Origin of the sequence: Oceaniglobus indicus, assembly GCF_002751875.1 — a bacterium.
Classification (GTDB): domain Bacteria; phylum Pseudomonadota; class Alphaproteobacteria; order Rhodobacterales; family Rhodobacteraceae; genus Oceaniglobus; species Oceaniglobus indicus.
Map to the genome: position 1 here is coordinate 82,810 of NZ_NMZM01000006.1, position 19,206 is coordinate 102,015.

17 protein-coding genes and 1 tRNA gene are annotated in these 19,206 nt (G+C 65.3%); 6 read left to right on the forward strand and 12 right to left on the reverse strand.

The window, feature by feature from the left end; all coding sequences use genetic code 11:
• The first annotated feature begins 78 nt into the window (after positions 1–78).
• Positions 79–900, forward strand: coding sequence for a Crp/Fnr family transcriptional regulator (locus CFP68_RS10880; RefSeq protein ID WP_099826954.1), 822 nt, complete (start codon positions 79–81; stop codon positions 898–900).
• Between the two features lie 95 nt (positions 901–995).
• Here the strand turns inward: CFP68_RS10880 and CFP68_RS10885 are convergent.
• Positions 996–1,072, reverse strand: a tRNA-Met gene (locus tag CFP68_RS10885).
• Positions 1,073–1,238: 166 nt separating this feature from the next.
• Between CFP68_RS10885 and CFP68_RS10890 the strand changes: the two genes are divergently transcribed.
• Positions 1,239–2,228 (forward strand): hypothetical protein, encoded by a 990-nt coding sequence (locus tag CFP68_RS10890; protein WP_099826955.1) that lies wholly within the window; start codon positions 1,239–1,241, stop codon positions 2,226–2,228.
• Here CFP68_RS10890 and CFP68_RS10895 read toward each other — a convergent pair.
• The 4 genes from CFP68_RS10895 to CFP68_RS10910 form a co-directional block, all read right to left on the reverse strand.
• The gene (locus tag CFP68_RS10895) at positions 2,168–2,977 is read right to left on the reverse strand and encodes a division plane positioning ATPase MipZ (RefSeq protein WP_099826956.1); all 810 of its coding nucleotides are present in this window, start codon (positions 2,975–2,977) and stop codon (positions 2,168–2,170) included. The two genes, CFP68_RS10890 and CFP68_RS10895, sit on opposite strands and share 61 nt — an antisense overlap.
• A 130-nt stretch (positions 2,978–3,107) precedes the next feature.
• Positions 3,108–4,397 carry a bifunctional folylpolyglutamate synthase/dihydrofolate synthase gene (locus CFP68_RS10900; protein ID WP_099826957.1) on the reverse strand — a complete coding sequence of 430 codons (1,290 nt, stop codon included), beginning with the start codon at positions 4,395–4,397 and terminating at the stop codon, positions 3,108–3,110.
• The gene (gene accD / locus CFP68_RS10905; protein WP_099826958.1) at positions 4,384–5,340 is read right to left on the reverse strand and encodes an acetyl-CoA carboxylase, carboxyltransferase subunit beta; all 957 of its coding nucleotides are present in this window, start codon (positions 5,338–5,340) and stop codon (positions 4,384–4,386) included. Before accD ends, CFP68_RS10900 begins: the two co-directional genes overlap by 14 nt.
• An 86-nt stretch (positions 5,341–5,426) precedes the next feature.
• A complete protein-coding gene (locus tag CFP68_RS10910; RefSeq protein WP_099826959.1) occupies positions 5,427–6,314 on the reverse strand; it encodes a CPBP family intramembrane glutamic endopeptidase in 888 nt (295 codons plus the stop codon).
• A 132-nt stretch (positions 6,315–6,446) separates the two neighbouring features.
• Between CFP68_RS10910 and ilvD the strand changes: the two genes are divergently transcribed.
• From ilvD to CFP68_RS10930, 4 genes are all read left to right on the forward strand, one after another.
• On the forward strand, positions 6,447–8,210 hold the full coding sequence (ilvD, locus tag CFP68_RS10915; RefSeq protein WP_099826960.1) for a dihydroxy-acid dehydratase: 1,764 nt from the start codon (positions 6,447–6,449) through the stop codon (positions 8,208–8,210).
• Positions 8,211–8,221: 11 nt separating this feature from the next.
• A complete protein-coding gene (locus CFP68_RS10920; RefSeq protein WP_099826961.1) occupies positions 8,222–8,995 on the forward strand; it encodes a DUF6478 family protein in 774 nt (257 codons plus the stop codon).
• A gap of 15 nt (positions 8,996–9,010) precedes the next feature.
• A complete protein-coding gene (locus tag CFP68_RS10925) occupies positions 9,011–9,388 on the forward strand; it encodes a hypothetical protein (RefSeq protein ID WP_099826962.1) in 378 nt (125 codons plus the stop codon).
• Between the two features lie 78 nt (positions 9,389–9,466).
• Positions 9,467–11,494, forward strand: coding sequence for an NADPH-dependent 2,4-dienoyl-CoA reductase (locus tag CFP68_RS10930; RefSeq protein ID WP_099826963.1), 2,028 nt, complete (start codon positions 9,467–9,469; stop codon positions 11,492–11,494).
• Here CFP68_RS10930 and CFP68_RS10935 read toward each other — a convergent pair.
• The 7 genes from CFP68_RS10935 to CFP68_RS10965 form a co-directional block, all read right to left on the reverse strand.
• A complete protein-coding gene (locus tag CFP68_RS10935) occupies positions 11,491–12,402 on the reverse strand; it encodes a DMT family transporter (protein WP_099826964.1) in 912 nt (303 codons plus the stop codon). The two genes, CFP68_RS10930 and CFP68_RS10935, sit on opposite strands and share 4 nt — an antisense overlap.
• 5 nt (positions 12,403–12,407) lie before the next feature.
• Positions 12,408–13,289 (reverse strand): NAD(P)-dependent oxidoreductase, encoded by an 882-nt coding sequence (locus tag CFP68_RS10940; protein WP_099826965.1) that lies wholly within the window; start codon positions 13,287–13,289, stop codon positions 12,408–12,410.
• Positions 13,286–14,398 carry an NAD(P)/FAD-dependent oxidoreductase gene (locus CFP68_RS10945; RefSeq protein ID WP_099826966.1) on the reverse strand — a complete coding sequence of 371 codons (1,113 nt, stop codon included), beginning with the start codon at positions 14,396–14,398 and terminating at the stop codon, positions 13,286–13,288. Before CFP68_RS10945 ends, CFP68_RS10940 begins: the two co-directional genes overlap by 4 nt.
• Positions 14,395–15,288 carry a phytanoyl-CoA dioxygenase family protein gene (locus CFP68_RS10950; protein WP_099826967.1) on the reverse strand — a complete coding sequence of 298 codons (894 nt, stop codon included), beginning with the start codon at positions 15,286–15,288 and terminating at the stop codon, positions 14,395–14,397. The genes CFP68_RS10945 and CFP68_RS10950 overlap by 4 nt, the downstream gene beginning before the upstream one ends.
• Positions 15,289–15,312: 24 nt before the next feature.
• Positions 15,313–16,815: a UxaA family hydrolase gene (locus tag CFP68_RS10955; RefSeq protein ID WP_099826968.1), complete on the reverse strand. Its 1,503-nt coding sequence runs from the start codon at positions 16,813–16,815 to the stop codon at positions 15,313–15,315.
• Positions 16,816–16,975: 160 nt separating this feature from the next.
• Complete coding sequence (locus CFP68_RS10960) at positions 16,976–18,565, reverse strand: TRAP transporter large permease (protein WP_099826969.1); 1,590 nt, start codon at positions 18,563–18,565, stop codon at positions 16,976–16,978.
• Positions 18,566–18,630: 65 nt separating this feature from the next.
• Positions 18,631–19,176, reverse strand: coding sequence for a TRAP transporter small permease subunit (locus tag CFP68_RS10965; RefSeq protein ID WP_241524047.1), 546 nt, complete (start codon positions 19,174–19,176; stop codon positions 18,631–18,633).
• Positions 19,177–19,206 lie beyond the last annotated feature (30 nt).

Sequence of the window (19,206 nt, forward strand, 5' to 3'; positions counted from 1 at the left end):
GTCATACGCCGCAATCGACACCGCCACCCGACCCCGATAGCGTGCCCGCACAGCGCCCCAGCGGACAGTCACGCGGCCATGAACACGAACACACCAGACCACCCCTGCGGTGGATGCGCCTTCTACGACGACAGCGTCTGGCGGCCGGTCGATGCTTGCGGCCTGTCCGACCTGAAACGCGGCTTTTCGCGCAACAGCCTGGCCGCGCAACAGGTTCTTTACGCGCAGGACGATGAAAACCGGGGGGTTTTCTGTGTCTCGGCCGGGCTGATCGCGGTGCGCACGCACCACCGTGACGGAACCTCGACCCTGATCAAGCTGGCCTATCCCGGCGACGTCATCGGTTATCGGTCGTTCCTGAGCAACGCCCGCCACAAGACCGAGGCGCGCGCGCTGGTGCCATCGCGGGTGTGCGCCGTCGCGCCGCGCAACGTGGCCCGTATCATCGACGCGAACCCGGGCGTGTTGCACGGCATCACCGCCCGCTGCCTGACCGAGATCGACGGCAACCACGACCGCATCATCGCCGCCTCGGTCAGCTCGAACCGCGACCGGCTTCGCAATCTTCTGATGCAACTGATGCAGCGGCACGGCCAACGGGAGGGCGATCGGCTGTGCATGCACCTGCCGCTTTCGCGATCCGACCTTGCCGACCTGATCGGCGTGCGGCCGGAAACCATGTCACGGCTGCTTCGGCAGTTGAAAGAGGACGGAACACTGACCGTTTCAGGGCGCGAAATCGCGATGGTCACCGCCCCGACAGGGCAGCCGCCCGAGACGCAGGCGACACCCCTGCCGCCGCATCGCAGGCCGGCGAATCGCCCCGCGACCACGCGGTCCGGCGCCGATCGCATGCCCGCCCCGCCCGATCGCCATCCAGCCACGACCAGCGATCGCTGAGGCCCGTCTTGCGGTGCCCGGTCCTTCGGGGTGCGGGGGGGAAACGCCACCATCGGCGGCGGCCCGCAAAGGCGTTCACGATAAGGGGGGACAAGTGGTAGCGTTGGGCGGACTTGAACCGCCGACCCCAGCATTATGAGTGCTGTGCTCTAACCAGCTGAGCTACAACGCCATCCACAGGAGCGCGAAATACTCAAGCCGGGCTGGGGTGTCAAACGGAAAAACGCGGTGGGTCACGCGGGGTCACCCGGACTTACGCGCAAACGGCCCGAACTTCGCCTTAGTCCTGCCGTCGTGGTCGCTACAATCACGAGGTGTAAGTTCGGAGTATCAAGATCATGCAGCGTATCAGTGCCCTCTTCGATTATCGCAAGGCCAGGAGTTACCTGATCTTATCGTGGGCGGCTGTCGCATTGTCCGTCGTGGTCGGTTATTTCGACGCGCAGAAGGCCGCGGAACGCAAGATGGCCATACGCGGCGGCCCGCCGCCGGTGATCCAGATCCAGGATTTCCAGCCTGCCAACGACATCACCCGCATCGGCGAGGTCAACGCCGTGGCGCAGATCGATGTGTCGCTGCCGATTCTCGCGCTCTATGGTGACGGTGTCGAACAACGGCGCGCGGTGGTGTTCCCCCTCGTGGCGACGGATGTGGCAGACCCGGCAACCGGCGCAGCGCCTCCCGTCTTGGGATATGCCTATTTCGACGCGCCCCGGCGCAATATCGAAGTGTTCGACCCCAGCACCTTCATCCCCAAGTTCAGCCGGATCGGATCGGTCGGGCCGATCGTCACCCTGAACGGGCTGACCGATGGTCCGGCGGCATTGCGATCCGAGGTGTCGGACCTGCTGGCGTCGATGAATCGGCCCCTGACCGGCCCGGCGCTTTCCATTGCACCCTTCGGCGCGCACCGCGCCGACGTGCTGGGCGCCATGCGCCCCTCCATGTGGCGGCTGGGCTTTCTCGGGCTGGCCGCGTTGCTGCTTCTGGGGGCGCTGGTGCGCTTCGTGGTGCGTCATCGCATGGCACGCGACCGCGCCGGCGACATGGCTGAGGGCGGGCGCGATGTCACCCCCGGCCTTCCGCGCAAGCCCACGGGCGCAAAGGGGCGGCGGCGTCTGGCGCCGCTGACACCACAACCCGAACTGACCGACGATGCGGGGGCCGACGCCAAGACCGGGCGCGAAACATTGGCCGAGCGCGTCCGCGTCACCGTGCAAGGCACGCGCAAACGTCTCAACCGCCCCGAGCCGACCCAGACCGGCGATCAGAAGTCGGGTGTGACCCCCGGCAGGCGCAACTCCTTGATCAGGTCGCGCAATTCCTGACGCGCCGCGATATTCGACAGGTTCAGGTTGCCGACACCGATATCCTTGAGGTCCAGCAGGGTCAGGCCACGCGGAAACAATTCGCGGAAGATGACCCGTTCGGAAAATCCGGGCGCGACGCGGAAGCCGATCCGCTTGGCAAGATGGCTCAGGGCTTCGCCCATCTTCTTCTTGTTGTGCATCTGCTGCGCGCCAAGCCGGTTGCGCACCACGATCCAGTCGATGGGTTTCAGACCGGCCTGCGCGCGCAACTGGCGCGCATTCCACACCATTTCCGAATAGACCGACGGGCCCAGGATCTTGTTCGTCTCGGAATCCACCCGCGCCAGAAGGTCGAAATCGACGAAGCTGTCGTTCAGCGGTGAAATCAGCGTATCGGCCAGCGAATGGGCCACCTGGCTCAGCCGGGTGTGCGATCCGGGGCAATCGATCAGGATGAAATCGCTGGTGTCCTCCAGCGCCGACACGGCCGCCGACAACCGCCGGTCATAGACGTTTTCGCCGGGTTCCAGCGCGTTCTGATCGATCTCGGGCAGATCGTGATAATCCGGGCTGGGCAGGTCCAGACCCTTGCGCTCAAGGAAAGTGCGGCGATTCTCGACATAGCGCGCAAAGCTCTTCTGCCGCAGGTCCAGGTCCAGACCGCCAACGCGGTGCCCCATCCGCACCAGCGCGGTGGCGACGTGCATCGATGTGGTCGATTTGCCCGATCCACCCTTTTCGTTTCCGACAACAATGATATGGGCCACGGTCCCGCCTTTGCCTGTGCTGCTGCGCGCTGCGCGATTTTGCGCGACTATATGGGCAGGTTCCCGCCAATAAAAGCACGCCTTGGGTAAAATGCTGTCTCCGGCGACGGGGTGTTGCCGTTCGGGCCGCCTAGCCGTTGTCGCGCAGCACCCGGCCGGCCAGATAGAGCGAGCCGCAGATCAGGATCCGCGCGTCGGGGGCGTCGGCCACGATCCGCGCGATGGCCGTTGCAACGTCGGGCGCGGTGCTGGCCGCCAGGCCCACGCCGGCCGCCGCATCCCGCGTCTTTTCCGCAGGCAGCGTGTTCGCCTCGCCGGGGATGTCGACCGCGATCAGGCTTTCGGCCACCTCGGCCAGCGGCGTCAGGAAACCGGCAACATCCTTGGTGTTCAACATCCCGCAAACCAGGTGCGTTTGCGGCCCCGCCCGTTCGGCCAGCAGCGCGGCGATCGCCTGTCCCGCCGCGGGATTGTGGCCCCCGTCCAGCCACAGTTGCGCGCGGCCGGCCAGATCGGCCAGCGGTCCGTGGCTCAGGCGCTGCATCCGCGCGGGCCATTCGGCGTCGGTGACGGCGGCGGCGCATTCCGCTTCGCCAAATCCCAGGTGGCGCAGGGCCGCGATGGCCATTCCGGCGTTGTCGAACTGGTGTGCACCGGGCAGGCGCGGCGCGGGCAGATCCAGCAGGCCTGTTTCGTCCTGATAGATCAGCCGCCCGCCTTCGCGCGTCACGTGCCAGTGCTGTCCATGCACCAGAAGCGGTGCGCCCAGCCGGGCCGCCCGCGCCTCGATCACGTCAAGCGCGGCTTCGTCCTGGCGGCCGACGATACAGGGCACGCCGCGTTTCAGGATACCGGCCTTTTCGCCGGCGATCTCGGGCAGGGTGTCGCCAAGGTATTGCTGGTGGTCGATGGACACCGGGGTAATCGCGCACAGCAGCGGGGTGTCGATCACGTTGGTCGCGTCCAACCGCCCGCCAAGCCCGACCTCGAGCAGCGTATAATCCGCCGGCGTGCGGGCAAAGGCCAGAAGGGCGGCGCAGGTCGTGATCTCGAAGAAGGTGATCGGCACGTCGCCGTTCGCCGCCTCGCATTCGTCCAGAAGGGCGGCCAGCGCGGGTTCGCTCACCAGATCGCCGGCCAGGCGGATCCGTTCGTGGAACCGCGCGAGGTGCGGCGAGGTATAGGCATGAACGCGGGGGCCGGACGCTTCCAGCCCCGCCCGCAGCATGGCCTGTGTCGATCCCTTGCCATTGGTGCCCGCGATATGGATCACCGGCGGCAGGGCGCGTTCGGGATGGCCCAGCGCCGCCAGCAACCGCCACATCCGATCCAGTGTCAGATCGATGATCTTGGGGTGCAGCGCCATGAGCCGGGACAGAATGACATCCGATCCGGCGCGCACCCCGTCAGGGCTTTTCATCCGCCGCGTCCAGGATCTTTTCGGCCAGTTCGGCCGGGCTGTCCTTGGTATGGGCGGTGTCGCCGGGGGGCGGCAGTTTGCCCGCCACGACCGGCGACAGGCCCATGAGCATCCGCGTGATCGTGATCAGCTCGTCGCGCATGTCGCCACGGGCAATCACCCGGTCCAGCATCCCGTGATCCAGCAGGTATTCGGCGCGCTGGAACCCCTCGGGCAGCTTCTCGCGGATGGTCTGTTCGATCACCCGCGGCCCGGCAAAGCAGATCAGCGCGTTCGGCTCGGCGATATGCACATCGCCCAGCATCGCATAGCTGGCGGTCACACCGCCGGTCGTCGGATGGGTCAGCACGACGATATAGGGCAGTCCGGCCTCGCGCAGCATCTCGACCGCAACGGTCGTGCGCGGCATCTGGAGCAACGACAGGATACCCTCCTGCATCCGCGCACCACCGGCGGCGGAAAACAGGATCAGCGGGCACTTCCGCTGAATCGCGCGTTCGGCGGCGGCGATGATCGCGTTGCCCACATACATGCCCATGGATCCGGCCATGAAGCTGAAGTCCTGCGCCGCAACGACCACCGGCGTGCGCCCGATCTCGCCCTCGGCCACCAGCATGGCCTCGGCCTCGCCCGTGGTTTTCTGGGCGGCGCGCAGGCGGTCGGGGTATTTCTTCTGATCGCGGAACTGCAACGGATCGACCAGCGGCGCGGGCACCGGCACCTCGACGAAGACGCCGGTGTCGAACAGCGCCGCGAACCGGTCACGCGGTGAAATCTGCATGTGGTGGTTGCAGTTGGAACAGACGTTCAGGTTGTCCGAAAGCTCGCGATGGAACAGCATCGTTCCGCATTCGGGACATTTGGTCCACAGGTTTTCGGGCACCTCACGGCGCGAAAACAGCGAATTGATCTTCGGGCGGACGTAGTTGGAGATCCAGTTCATGGCGGCCCTTTTGCGAAACTTCGTGCCCTTGCCGATCGGTGGCAGCGCGTGGCGACGACATAAGCCCCGACGCGCCGGATTGCAATCTAGCGCGGCGCCGTCAGACGCCGCACGACCAGCCATGCGACGACCAGCAGCCCCATGTCGGCGAACAGCAGCCAGCGGGGCAGATCGGGATCATCCACCGCATAGGGCGTCAGGAACACCGCCAGCCCGGTGATCGTGCCCTTGGTGGCGATGATCAGCAACGCAACGACATTGTTGGCAAAGTGAAACCCCCACGCCGCCCCCAGCGATCCGGTGCGCACCGTCAGATCCGCCGCGATCAGCCCGAACAGGGTGGTCGAGCCGACGATCAACCACCAGTTTTCGCCCGCCGTCGATGGATCGTAATGCATCGCACCGAAGGCCAGGGCGGGCAGGATGAACCACACCGCCGGGCTGCGAAAGCGCGCCGCCAGTTGTTGCATCAGATAGCCGCGGAAGATCAGTTCCTCGGCCATGGTCTGCACGGCGATTCCCGCAAGTCCCAGAGGCAACAGAAGCAACCACAGGCCGGGCGCCAACCCTGCCTCCGGCCGCTCACCCAACAGCCAGAACGCGATGCCTGCGCCGTAGATCGCGAATACCACCGCCGCCGAGGTGACGAAGTCGCGCCGCACCCGCGCGCGTGGTCCGAACAGCGTGCCGGGCCGACGGTCATGCAACAGGCGCACCGCCACCACCGGCCCAAGGGCCATGGCAATGAAGGTCGCCAACAGGACCAGCGTCGCCACCGGCGTCTCCGGGGCGCCCAGATCTTGGGCAAACGCCATCACCGCCCCGCCTTCACCGTCCAGCCAGATGGCCGCCAGAAGGCCCGCGACCCACGCCATTGCACAGACGATCACGATCACGACACCCAGCACCAGCCGCCAGATCTGCGGTCGTCTCCGGGGGGGCGCGATAAACAATTCGAAAGGTGTTTGCTGCATCAAGGCGCCTGAACTCGGGTGAAACGGATTGGCGCGGACCCTAGGGCGGCGGTGGAGCCAGAGCAATCAGCCTTGTGAAAACGCCCCCCCTCGCCTATGCCGAAAGACACAGCAGCGAGGGGGAACCGCACGATGACGAACGGCAAAACCGATAAATCGAAACTGCCCAGCCGCCATGTGACCGAAGGCCCCGCGCGCGCGCCGCACCGGTCGTATTATTACGCCATGGGCCTGACCGAAGCCGAGATCGACCAGCCCTTCGTCGGCGTCGCCACCTGCTGGAACGAGGCGGCCCCCTGCAACATCGCCCTGAACCGCCAGGCGCAGGCGGTGAAACTGGGGGTGAAAACCGCCCATGGCACGCCGCGCGAATTCACCACGATCACCGTCACCGACGGCATCGCCATGGGCCACGAAGGGATGCGATCCTCGCTCGCCTCGCGCGAGGCGATAGCAGACACCGTCGAGCTGACCATGCGCGGCCATTGCTATGACGCGCTGGTGGGTCTTGCCGGATGCGACAAATCCCTGCCGGGCATGATGATGGCGATGATCCGGCTCAACACGCCGTCGGTGTTCCTCTATGGCGGGTCGATCCTGCCCGGTCGGGTGCCCGCGGGTGCCGATGTGCCGGCCGATTATGCCGCGCGCGACCTGACCGTGCAGGACATGTTCGAAGCGGTCGGCAAGCATCAGAACGGCAACCTGTCGGACGCGGCGCTGGAAATCCTCGAACGGGTGGCCTGCCCGTCGGCCGGGGCCTGCGGCGGCCAGTTCACCGCCAACACCATGGCCTGCGTCTCCGAGGCGATCGGCCTCGCGCTGCCCAATTCCGCCGGGGCGCCCGCGCCCTATGAATCGCGCGATCAATACGCCGTGGCCAGCGGCGAGGCAGTGATGAACCTGATCGCGAAGAACATCCGCGCGCGCGACATTGTGACCCGCAAATCGCTGGAAAATGCCGCCCGCGTCGTGGCCTGCACCGGCGGGTCGACCAACGCGGGCCTGCATTTGCCCGCCATGGCGCATGAGGCCGGGATCGACTTCTTCCTTGATGATGTTTGCGAAATCTTCAGGGATACGCCGTATTTCGTCGACCTGAAGCCGGGCGGACAATTCGTGGCCAAGGACCTGTACGAGGCCGGCGGCCTGCCCGTCGTGATGAAGGAATTGCGCAAGGCCGGTCTGATCCACGAGGATTGCATGACCGTCACCGGCTATTCCATCGGCGAGGAGATCGACCGCATATCGCTTGAGGCGGATGGCCGCGTCATCCACCCGATCGCGACGCCGATCACCAAGACCGGCGGCGTCATCGGCCTGAAAGGCAACCTTGCCCCCGAAGGCGCCATCGTCAAGGTCGCAGGGATGAGCGCGGCGGAACAGGTGTTCACCGGCCCCGCCCGCGTCTTTGAATGCGAGGAAGACGCCTTTGCCGCCGTGAAGGCCCGCGAATACAAGGAAGGCGAGGTTCTGGTGATCCGCAACGAAGGCCCTGCAGGCGGCCCGGGCATGCGCGAGATGCTGTCCACCACCGCCGCCCTGTCCGGCCAAGGCATGGGCAAGTCCGTCGCGCTGATCACCGACGGTCGGTTCTCAGGCGCGACGCGCGGGTTCTGCGTGGGTCACGTCGGCCCCGAAGCGGCGCACGGCGGCCCGATCGCGCTGTTGCGTGACGGCGACATGATCACCATCGACGCCACAACCGGCGAGTTGTCGGTCGATCTGGACGACGCGACGCTCGACGCGCGGCGCGCCGACTGGACCGGTGCGAAACCGACGAACTATGCCGCCGGGGCGCTGTGGAAATACGCACAACTCGTCGGCCCGACCTATCGCGGCGCCGTCACCCATCCGGGCGGCGACGAAGAAACCCACGTCTATATGGATCTCTGAGGCGACGGCCGATGGCGAGCAGGTTCAGACGCAGGCTCGAGCGCGCATTCGACAAAAGCGTTCTGCGGCGCTGGACCCGGCTGGCGCGGCGGTCGGTCCGGCTGGACCTGGGTACCCTGAACACGCTGCGCGGCCGCGCGCTGCGGTTGCGCGACCGGCTGGACCGGGTGATCCGGGCGGCCGACCATCGGCTGGCCCTGCCCCACATCGGCAGCAACGCCATCCAGCGCCCCCTGGGTACCGATTGGGCGCATCGCCCGGAACTCTGGCGTGAGAGACTGGCCCTGCCCGGGGCCGTTGCCGTGGAAAGCCGCACGGGAATCGGCGCCGAGGCGACGATCTTCCACGACTGCCGGATCTCGGAACTGACCTATCGCCAGGTGCGCAACGGGCGCGAGGCCGATCTTGCCCCCTTCGGGTTGCGGATGGACGTGTTCCGCTTCGACGGCTCGTTCCTGTCCGTCGTGCTGGACCTGCCCCAGGGCGCTGCCGCCGGTTTGGGCAAGCGGCACATCCTGCAGCTGGACATGATCGTCGAGATCGAGAAACCGATCGAGATCTTCGCCCGCCTGAACATCAAGCACGGCCCGAACACCGAACAGGTGGTGCGCGAAATGCCCATGGGTGACGATATCCTCAGCGTCGAATTCGACCTGGCCTATACCGACCTGAACGAAAAGCGGGTCGAGAAACTGTGGATCGACCTGATCTTCGAGGATCCCGAGATGAACCAGATCATCCTGCGCGACGTGACGCTGACACGGCGTCCGCGCACCGAACTCTGAGCAGAGAGGCCGCAGATGACCCAGCTTGAACTGATCCCGACCCGCGTCAACGAAGGTGTCTGGCACGGTATCCTTCACGGCGCGCCGCCCGAAGACGACGCCGCACCGGCGATCCACGTCACCCACCAGGAACAACCGGTGCCCGACGTCACGCTGGACCGGGGCGACACGCCCGGACATTGGCTGGTGTCGTTTCCCCTGCCCCCGCGCGCCCTGTCGGACGGGGTCCAGACGATCCTGATCGCCGATGGCGACGGCGCGCGGCTTGGCACGTTCGTCATTGCCATGGGCGATGCGCTGGACGGCGATATCCGCGCCGAAATCGACCTGTTGCGCGCCGAGCTGGACATGCTGAAGCGCGCCTTTCGCCGGCACTGCGTCGAAACCGCCTGAGAACGCGGCGTGACGCGGCGTTGGGGGTGACTTGCCGGCGGCCGTTGGCAACACTGGCGCCACATATCGGAGGACGCCATGCAGACCTATCCCCACCTTCTGGCACCGCTGGACCTGGGCCATGTGACCCTGCCGAACCGTGTTCTCATGGGGTCGATGCACACCGGTCTTGAGGAAACGAAAGACTGGAACCGCGTGGCCGAATTCTATGCGGCGCGGGCGCGGGGCGGTGTCGGGCTGATGGTCACCGGCGGCATGGCACCGAACCGCGAGGGCGGCGTGTTTCCCGGCGCGGCCGGCCTGTTCACACCCGATGATATCGCGAACCACCGCATCGTGACCGACCGGGTGCATGGCGACGGCGGGCGCATCGCCATGCAGATCCTGCACGCCGGGCGTTATGCCTATTCGCCCGAATGCGTCGCCCCATCGGCGATCAAATCGCCGATCTCGCCGTTTCGCCCGAAAGAGCTGGACGAGGCCGGGATCGAAAAACAGATCGCCGACATCGCCACCGCCGCCGCCCGCGCCCGCGAGGCCGGCTATGACGGGATCGAGGTGATGGGCAGTGAAGGATATTTCCTGAACCAGTTCCTGGTCACCCACACGAACAAGCGCACCGATGGATGGGGCGGCAGCTATGACAACCGGATGCGCCTGCCGATCGAGGTGGTTCGCCGCGTGCGCGCCGCCGTGGGCGCGGATTTCATCGTGATCTATCGGCTGTCGATGATCGACCTGATCCCCGACGGATCAACCTGGGCCGAGGTTGTGACCCTGGCCCGCGCCATCGAGACGGCGGGCGCGTCGATCCTGAACACCGGCATCGGCTGGCACGAAGCGCGGATCCCGACCATCGCCACATCCGTTCCCCGGCGCGCGTTTTCATGGGTCACGAAAAAGCTGATGGGCGAAGTCGGAATACCCGTCGTCACGTCGAACCGGATCAATACACCCGAGGTGGCCGAAGCCGTCCTGGCCGACGGCTGCGCCGACATGGTGTCGATGGCGCGCCCGTTCCTTGCCGACGCCGATTTCGTGGCCAAGGCGCAGGCGGGACGCGCGGCACAGATCGCCCCCTGCATCGCCTGCAACCAGGCCTGCCTGGATCACACGTTCGCCGGCAAACTGTCGTCCTGCCTGGTGAATCCGCGGGCCTGCCACGAGACGGAACTGCCGATCATCGCCGCCGAAACTCCGCACCGGGTTGCGGTTGTCGGCGCCGGTCCGGCGGGTCTGGCCGCCGCGCTGACAGCGGCCGAGCGGGGCCATGCCGTGACCCTGTTCGACCGCGCCGGCCGCATCGGTGGACAGTTGAACATGGCCCGCGTGATCCCCGGCAAGGAGGAGTTTCACGGGCTGGTCGAATGGTATGAAACCATGGTCGCCGCGCGCGGCGTGACCCTGCGGCTGAACTGCGATGCGACGCCTGACGACCTGACCGGGTTCGACGATATCATCATCGCCACCGGCGTTCTGCCGCGCGATCCGGCCATTCCCGGCCAGGACGGGCCGAACGTCGTCAACTATATCGATGTTCTGCGCCACGGTGCCGCGGTCGGTGACCGGGTCGCGCTGATCGGCGCCGGGGGCATCGGGTTCGATGTGGCCGAGTTCCTGACCCAGGCCGGCGAAAGCCCGACGCTGAACCTGGACGAATGGCTGGCCGAATGGGGCGTGGCCGATCCCGCGGCCCAGCGTGGCGGCATCGCCCCCGAAGGCCCGCAACCCGAAAAGCCCGCCCGACAGGTCACGCTGGTGCAGCGCAAGGCCGAGAAGCTGGGCAAGAGGCTGGGCAAGACGACGGGCTGGATCCACCGGGCAACCCTTGCCATGAAGGGCGTGACGATGATCGGTGGCGTGAATTACGAACGGATCGATGCGCGGGGGCTGCATGTCACCTTCGGTGAAGACCGCCGCGATCCCACCTGCATCGAGGTGGACACGATCGTCCTGTGCGCGGGACAGGTGTCGGAACGCGGCCTTGCCGATCAGTTGCGCGAACGCGGGATCGCCCACCACGTCATTGGCGGGGCTGACGTGGCGGCCGAACTGGACGCCAAGCGCGCCATCGATCAGGGCGTGCGTCTGGCGGCAACCCTCTAGACGCGGGGCGGCGCGGCGATGCCCCGCCCGCGTTCACGCACCCAGATGATCAGGCCCGACATCATGATGATCCCCGCACCGATCAGGGTGAAGACGTCGGGAACCGTTCCGAACACCACGAAGCCGCTGATCGTCAGGTAGATCAGGAACGAATAGGTGAATGGCATCAACGTGTTGGGCGTGGCATAGCCATGCGCCCGGGTCAAAAGCTCGTGTCCCGCCCAGGCCCAGAGCCCGACCATCAGCATGATGATCCACTCGCCCGCGCTGGCCGGGTTTTCCCACGTCAGCAGGGCCAGCGGCGCAAGGCCGATGGTGCCGACCACCGCCGCATAGAATTGCAACGTCTGCGTCGCCACCTTGCCCGACAACTGCCGCGTCAGGATGGAATAGAGGGCGATGGAAATCGCGCTGCCGATCGGCAGAATCGTGGCCCAGTGGAACGTCACGCCGAACGGCCGGATCACCACCAGAACGCCGATGAACCCCAGAAGGATCGCGCCCCAGCGCCAGATGCCCACCTTTTCGCCCAGCAAGGGCACGGAAAGGGCGCAAACGATGATCGGTGACGAGAACATGATCGCCGAGGTCAGCGTCAGCGGCAGGTATTTCAGCGCCACGAAGTTGAACACGGTCGACGCCGTCAGCAGCGACGCGCGCACCACCACCAGCCAGACATGGTCGGTGGCAAAGCGGTCGCGCGTGAACCCGCCGCGCCCGATATCGATCATCGAGATGATCAACGCCCCGGCATAGCGGATGAACGCCAGCTGAAACGCGTGAAGACCGGCAATGACCAGCCATTTCACCGATGTGTCCACGGTGGCCATGAACATGTAAGCCATCAGCATCATCGCGATGCCAAGGCCCGCGCGATCCTCGGTCGCGCGGGCCATAACGCCTGACATCGGGCTTAGCCCTTGAACTTGTCGGCGTAGAAATCGACCATTTCGGGGATCAGCCGATCACCCCAACCGGCATCCACCGCCGCCTGCAAACCCTTGCGCGCGGACTGCGACATGATGCTTTCGACGCCCGCGTTTTCGGCCATCTGGGCGTAATATCCCACGTCCTTGCTGCCGTTGGCGACCGCAAAGGCCAGCTGCTGCGGATCGCCGTCGATGGCATAAGCCTTGACGAAATCCATCATGCCGGATTTCAGCGGACCGGCGGACATGACGTTATAGAGGTTGTCGCGCGGCACGCCCATCTTGTCGGCCATGGCGAACGCCTCGGACATGGCATTGGCCGTGGTCATTGCAAAGAAGTTGTTGATCAGCTTGATCGTGTGACCCGACCCCAGGTCGCCGAGGTGGAAGACGTTTTCGCCCAGATCGTCCAGCACCGGCTTGACCTTGTCATAGGCCGCCTTGTCGCCCGCGCCCATGATGTTCAGCTTGCCCTCGCGGCCATGCGACGGTGTGCGGCCCAAGGGCGCGTCCATGTAGGTGCCGCCGGCCTTTGCCACCGCTTCGCCCAGCATCCGGGTGGACGACGGCAGGGACGTGCCGAAGTCGATGACGATGGTGCCGGGCTTCAGCCCCGCGATCACGCCATCGTCGCCCTGCATCCGGCCTTCGACCTGTTCGGACGTGCCCATGCACAGCATGACGATATCGCTGGCTTCGGCCAGCTCGCGGGCGGTCTTCGCCTCTTTCGCGCCCTTCTCGAGCGCCTGCTCGACGCCCGTGCGGTTGCGGTTGCCCAGAACCGTCAGATCGTGGCCCTTGTCCTGCAGGCGCAGCACCATGGCGGTTCCCATCAGGCCCAGGCCGATAAATCCGATCTTGCTCATGTCAACTCTCCTGTTTTTTCCAGTATCAGGGCGGCACCGCGCCGCCCCAGTTCATCACTGCATTTCGCGCCCGACCCGTTGCCGCCGGTGCAGACCGCGATGCGATCGCTCAGGTTGGCGATCTCGGGCAGGCGGTCGTGGGTCCACGACGTCACGCAGGCCGCCATCGAAACCGACTCGATCACCAGATCGGGCATCAGGTCGCGTACCATCTCGTGCAGGCGGTCGCGCACCTGCGCGTTGCCGCCGCTGCGGAACCAGTCTCCGACGGCGCCCGGCCCGTCCAGCTTCACGTCCTCGGGATCACCCCCGAGCTTGACGCAGATCCGTCCGTCCGGATAGCGGACCGGCGGCAAAAGATAGGGATCTTCCGGGGCTTCATAGACCAGCGACGGCATGGTGGCCAGTCGCGCGGCCTCGCCATCGCTGATTTCGAACAATGCGACCGTGCGCGCATAGACCTCCAGCCGCGGCGCACGGGCCAGCACGCTGTCGCTCCACCCGCCCGCGGCAACCAGAACGCGGTCGAAACTCTGGACGGCGCTGTCGGTTGTCACCGTGGCGGCGGTGCCGCTTTCGTCCAGGCCCTGCACGGTGGCGTCGATGATCCTTGCGCCGTGGCCTTGCGCCGCCTTCGTCTGTGCCGCCACCAGGCGGCGCGGGCTGATGTGGCCGGCGCGGGTTCGTTCGTGAAAGCCGCTGAAATGTTCCGGAAAGCGAAAGAACGGAAAACGCGACGCCAGGGCCGCATCATCCAACCTGTCGCATGGCACATCGAACCGGCGGCGGCCCACATCGACCCGCGCCATGAAAGCGGCGGACCCGGCGATCATCGCGCCGGTTTCGGTATAAAACCGGATGCCGCTTTCGGCTTCGATTTCGGCATAGCGGGCGATGGAGGCCATCGACGCCTCGACCCAGAACGGATGGGCCGCGTTCTTGCGCGTGATGCGCCCCTCGTCGTAGTGCGAGCCGAAGACACCGCGATGCGATGCGGTGTCGGCGGGTTCGGACGGGCCGATCAGGGTGACGTCGACGCCGGCGCGCGCCAGGTGCCGCGCGGCGGCCGCGCCGAACAGGCCCCGCCCGATCACCGCCGTTCGTGTCACTTGGCGACCTCGAACGCCCGGGTTTTCAGCCGCTTCTGCACTTCGTAGAGCGTGAAATCATCGCTGGGCACGGGTGCCGGAATGCGGCATCCGATGCTGTCCACCCGTGGCGTCAGCGTGCCCTGCCCGCACAGGATCCGGTCGTCGTAATCGGCCAGACCGTTCCATTTGGTCAGCCCGCCGGTGATCGGAAAGGCATCGGCAGCCATCATTTCGTAGAACAGCAACCGGCGGTCGCGGTCGCTGCGGTTCAGGGATGATCCGTGCACGATCCGGCCATGGTGAATGCTGATCGACCCCGCCGGCCCCTTCAGCGGCACGGCATCCTTCATGTCATAGCCGCAGGCGGCCAGGTCCATCGCGCCCGCGAACACGCCGTCGACGTGATGGTCGTGGATCGGCGCACGGTGCGAGCCGGGAAACACCTGCAACGGGCCGTTTTCGTCTTCCATGTCGTCGATTATGACGGCCACGGCCAGAACGTCGTCGTTGGTGTGGGGGTAGAAGGCGAAATCCTGGTGCCATTCGACCGCCGCGCCATACCCGGCCGACTTCATGTTCAGCTTTGTGGTGTGCAGCCGCAGATCGGGCCCGATCAGGTCGCGCACCGGCGCCAGAACGTGGTCCGAGAACATCAGATCCCGCATCAGTGCGTTGTGGGTATGGGGCAGCTTGATGCGCCGCACGCGCGGCGCTTCGGGGGTATGGGTGTCTTCCAGGTCGATCTCGGCGTTGCTGCGGGTCAGGCCGCGCGCGCTTTCGATGTACTTGGCGATCTCGTCGCGCAGTCCCTGGATGATGTCTATGGGTATCCGGTTCTCAAGAACCAGATACCCGTTTTCGTTATAGAACGCGGCCTGCTCCGCGCTCAGCGTTTCAAGCTTTGTCATGTCTCCCCCCCTTGGTCGACCGTGTTACATCACCGCGCCGATCTGCCATGGCACGAATTCGAAGTCGCCAAGTCCCTGCGCTTCGGATTTGCTTTGCTCGCCCGACGCGACGCGCAGGATCTTTTCATAGATCTCGCGGCCCTTCTGTTCCAACGACACACCATCGGTCAGCATCTCGCCGGCGTTGATGTCCATGTCTTCGGTCATGCGGGCATACATCTCGCCGTTGGTCGCGACCTTGATCGTCGGCGCGGGTTTGCTGCCGAAGGCCGATCCGCGACCGGTGGTGAACACCACGACGTTGCACCCGCCGGCGATCTGGCCGGTCACCGAGGCCGGGTCGTAGCCGGGCGAATCCATGAAGGTAAAGCCCTTGGCCGTCACCTCTTCGGCGTATTTGTAGACGCCCATCAGGGGTGACGTGCCGCCCTTGGCCGCGGCGCCCAGCGATTTTTCCAGAATGGTGGTCAGCCCGCCCTTCTTGTTGCCCGGGGACGGGTTGTTGTCCATCGAGCCCTTGTTGCGGGTCGTGTAATCCTTCCACCAGTCGATCAGCGCGACCAGCTTTTCGCCGGTGGCGCGGTCCGTCGCGCGACGGGTCAACAGGTGCTCGGCGCCATAGATCTCGGGCGTTTCGGCCAGAACACCGGTGCCGCCCTGGGCCGCCAGCAGATCGCAGGCATAGCCCAGCGCGGGGTTCGCCGTGATCCCCGACCATGCGTCCGAGCCGCCGCATTGCAGCGCGACCTTGAGTTCGGAAACCGGGCATTCGGTGCGCCGCGCCTCGTTCGCGATGGGCAGCATCGCCTCGACCTTCTTGATCCCCATCTCGATGGTGCGGCGCAGGCCCGCCACGCCCTGGATGTTCATGGCCTGGAAGGTCGGGCCCTGCTTCAGGCCCCATGCCTCGAGCAGCCAGTCGATCTGGTTCATCTCGCACCCGAGACCGACCATGATCACGCCGGCGTGGTTCGGGTGGCGCGCATAGCCCCACATGACACGCTGCAACGCCTCGAACCCATCACCGTCACCGGCCATGCCGCAGCCGGTGCCGTGGACGAAGGCGACCACGCCATCGACGTTGGGATAGGCGGCCAGTTCTTCGGGGCCGAAGTGATCGGCGATCCGGCGTGCCGCCGTAGCCGAGCAGTTCACCGAGGTGACGATGGCGATATAGTTGCGGGTGCCGACCTTGCCGTTTTCACGGCGGTATCCCATGAACGTATCGCCGCTGGCCGGTTTGACCGGGCGCAGATCTGTCGAGTATTCGTATTCCACGTCTGTATTGCGAAACTCGACGTTGTGGGTGTGGACATGGGCGCCGGCGGGAATGTCTTCGGATGCGAGACCGATGAACTGGGCGTATTTGCGGATCTGTTCGCCCTTGGCGATGTCGCGCACCGCGATCTTGTGACCGGACGGGATCAGCCCCGTGGTTTCGATCCCTTCGACCGCATGTCCGGCGGCAAGACTGCGGGTTGCGGTGACGACGTTGTCGTCGGCGTCGAGACGAATGAAATCGGTCATGGTCGATCCTCGTTATGGTGGCCGGAGGGCTGCCTCGGGTGTTGCCGGGCACCGCACGCATCCGGCGGTGTATATCGCAGGGGTGCCGAACGAACGGCACCCCTTGTCGCACTGTCATCCAATATCATCCGGGTCACAAGATCACCCGGACGCGGCCGCGTCACGAGTCGCGGAAGAACATCGTCAGTTCCGGGAAGAACAGGATCAGCATCAGGACGACCAGCTGGATGCCGATGAACGGCAGGAAGCCGCGGAAGATGTCGGGCAGCGTGATGTGCGCCGGCGCCACCGATTTGAGGTAGAACGCGGCCGGACCGAAGGGCGGCGACAGGAACGACACCTGCATGTTGACGCAGAACAGGATCCCGAACCACACGGACAGGAACCGCGGATCGGCAGCCAGCGGGCCGAACACGCCGATTTCCTCGATCGGCAGCTTCAGAACGATGGGCAGGAACACCGGCATGACCAGCAGCACGATGCCGACCCAGTCCATGAACGCGCCGAGGAACAGGAAGATCACCATCATCACCAGCAGAACGCCCAGCGTCGGCAGTTCATAGCCCGAGATCAGGTTGGCGACATAGGTCGGTCCGCCCGCGATCGTATAGGCCCCGGCCAGTGCGGTGGCACCGAACGTCACCCAGATGATCGTGCCGGTCGAACGCCAGGTGCGCATCAGCGCCTCTTTCACCAGCCTGAGCGAGAATTCGCCGCGCAGCACGATCAGGACCATCACCGCAATGGTGCCCATGCCGGCCGCTTCGGTGATGCCGGTGATGCCGCCATAGATCGAGCCGAGAACGACGCCGACCACAAGCAACGGCGCGATCATGCCCTTGCCCACGTCCCAGGCTGCCTTGACCCGCGCAGGCTTCACCACAAGGAACAGATAGGCCAGCAGGGCGGCGATGATCGCACCGCGCGTCATCATCTGCGCGTTGCTCAGGATCGAGGTCTGGTCATCGACGCGGTCAAAGCCGATCAGGAACAGCGTCCGGATCAGGGTGACACCCATGAACAGGATGGCCAGCATCGCAATCAGGGCGGAACCGTAAAGCCGCTTTTGCGGGCCGGTCATGTCGTCATCCGACGGCTCGGGCAAGGGAGCCAGCGACGGGTCGATCTTCGTGCGCACGATGATGTAGAGCATGTAGAACGACGCCAGGATAAAGCCCGGGACGAAGGCGCCCTTGAACAGCGCCTGGATCGAGGTTTCGGTGATCAGGCCATAGAAGATCAGAACGATCGACGGCGGGATCATCGTGCCAAGCGAGCCGGACGCACAGATCGTGCCGACGGCCAGGTTCTGGTTGTAGCCGAGGCGCAGCATCTGCGGCAGCGCGATCAGGCCCAGCAACACGACTTCGCCGCCGATGATGCCCGACATCGCCGCCATGATGACCGCCATGACCGAGGTCACCAGGGCGATGCCGCCACGAGTCCGGTTCAGCCAGATCGAAAGCGACGAATACATGTCGCGCGCGATGCCCGAACGTTCCAGCAGGGTCGCCATGAGGATGAACAACGGAACGGAAATCAGCACGTAATCGGTGGTCAGGCCATACATCCTCTGGGCAAGGATGTTCAGCGGTCCGGTGCCGAAGTTGCCGAACAGCAGGTCGGGCCCGAACTTCATCACCATGACCACCACGGCAAGGAACCCGCTTGCAAACCCCAGCGGCATCCCGATGGCCAAGAGGACAAGCATCCCGACCAGCAGCACCAGAGAAATCGTTCCAATATCCATTATGTCGTCCCTTGCACCACCGGGCGCGTGCCGGCGCTTCTTATTTTTGGAGGATGGCGCGCCCTTCAGACCTTGGGCGCGTTGTTCTTTGCGGCCAGACGGGCGTCGATCTCGGCCTGCGCGCGGCGCAGTTCCTCGATATCGAAGTCGACCTCGTCGGACGGATCGTGGACCACCGGATCCCGGTTCCAATCATAGATCAGGTTGGATACGGCCTGAATCGTCACCAGGAACAGTGTCAGAAGGATCAGCGGCTTCATGGTGGCGGGAATGGGTGGATCCCACGCGGTGCCGAACCGCTCCCAACGCATCAGCTTGGTGATCGCTTCGCCGTAACCGCCCCAGATCACCGCAAAGCAGAAGATGATGATGCAGAAGACCGAGATGATGTCGAAGACCCGGCGCACCCAGCGCGGCACGACATCATAGAGAATGACGATGCGGATGTGGCTGCGTTGCTGCATCGCGTAAAGCCCGGACAGCAGGTAAACCATGCCCCCCATCCACAACGACGCCTCGTTCACCCACAGGGTGGGTTCTTCGACGACGTACCGCATGAAGACTTCGTAGAACATGATTGTAACGATCACGGCGGGCAGGATCATCGCCATCCGACTGAACCGCCACGTGAAGAAGTCTAC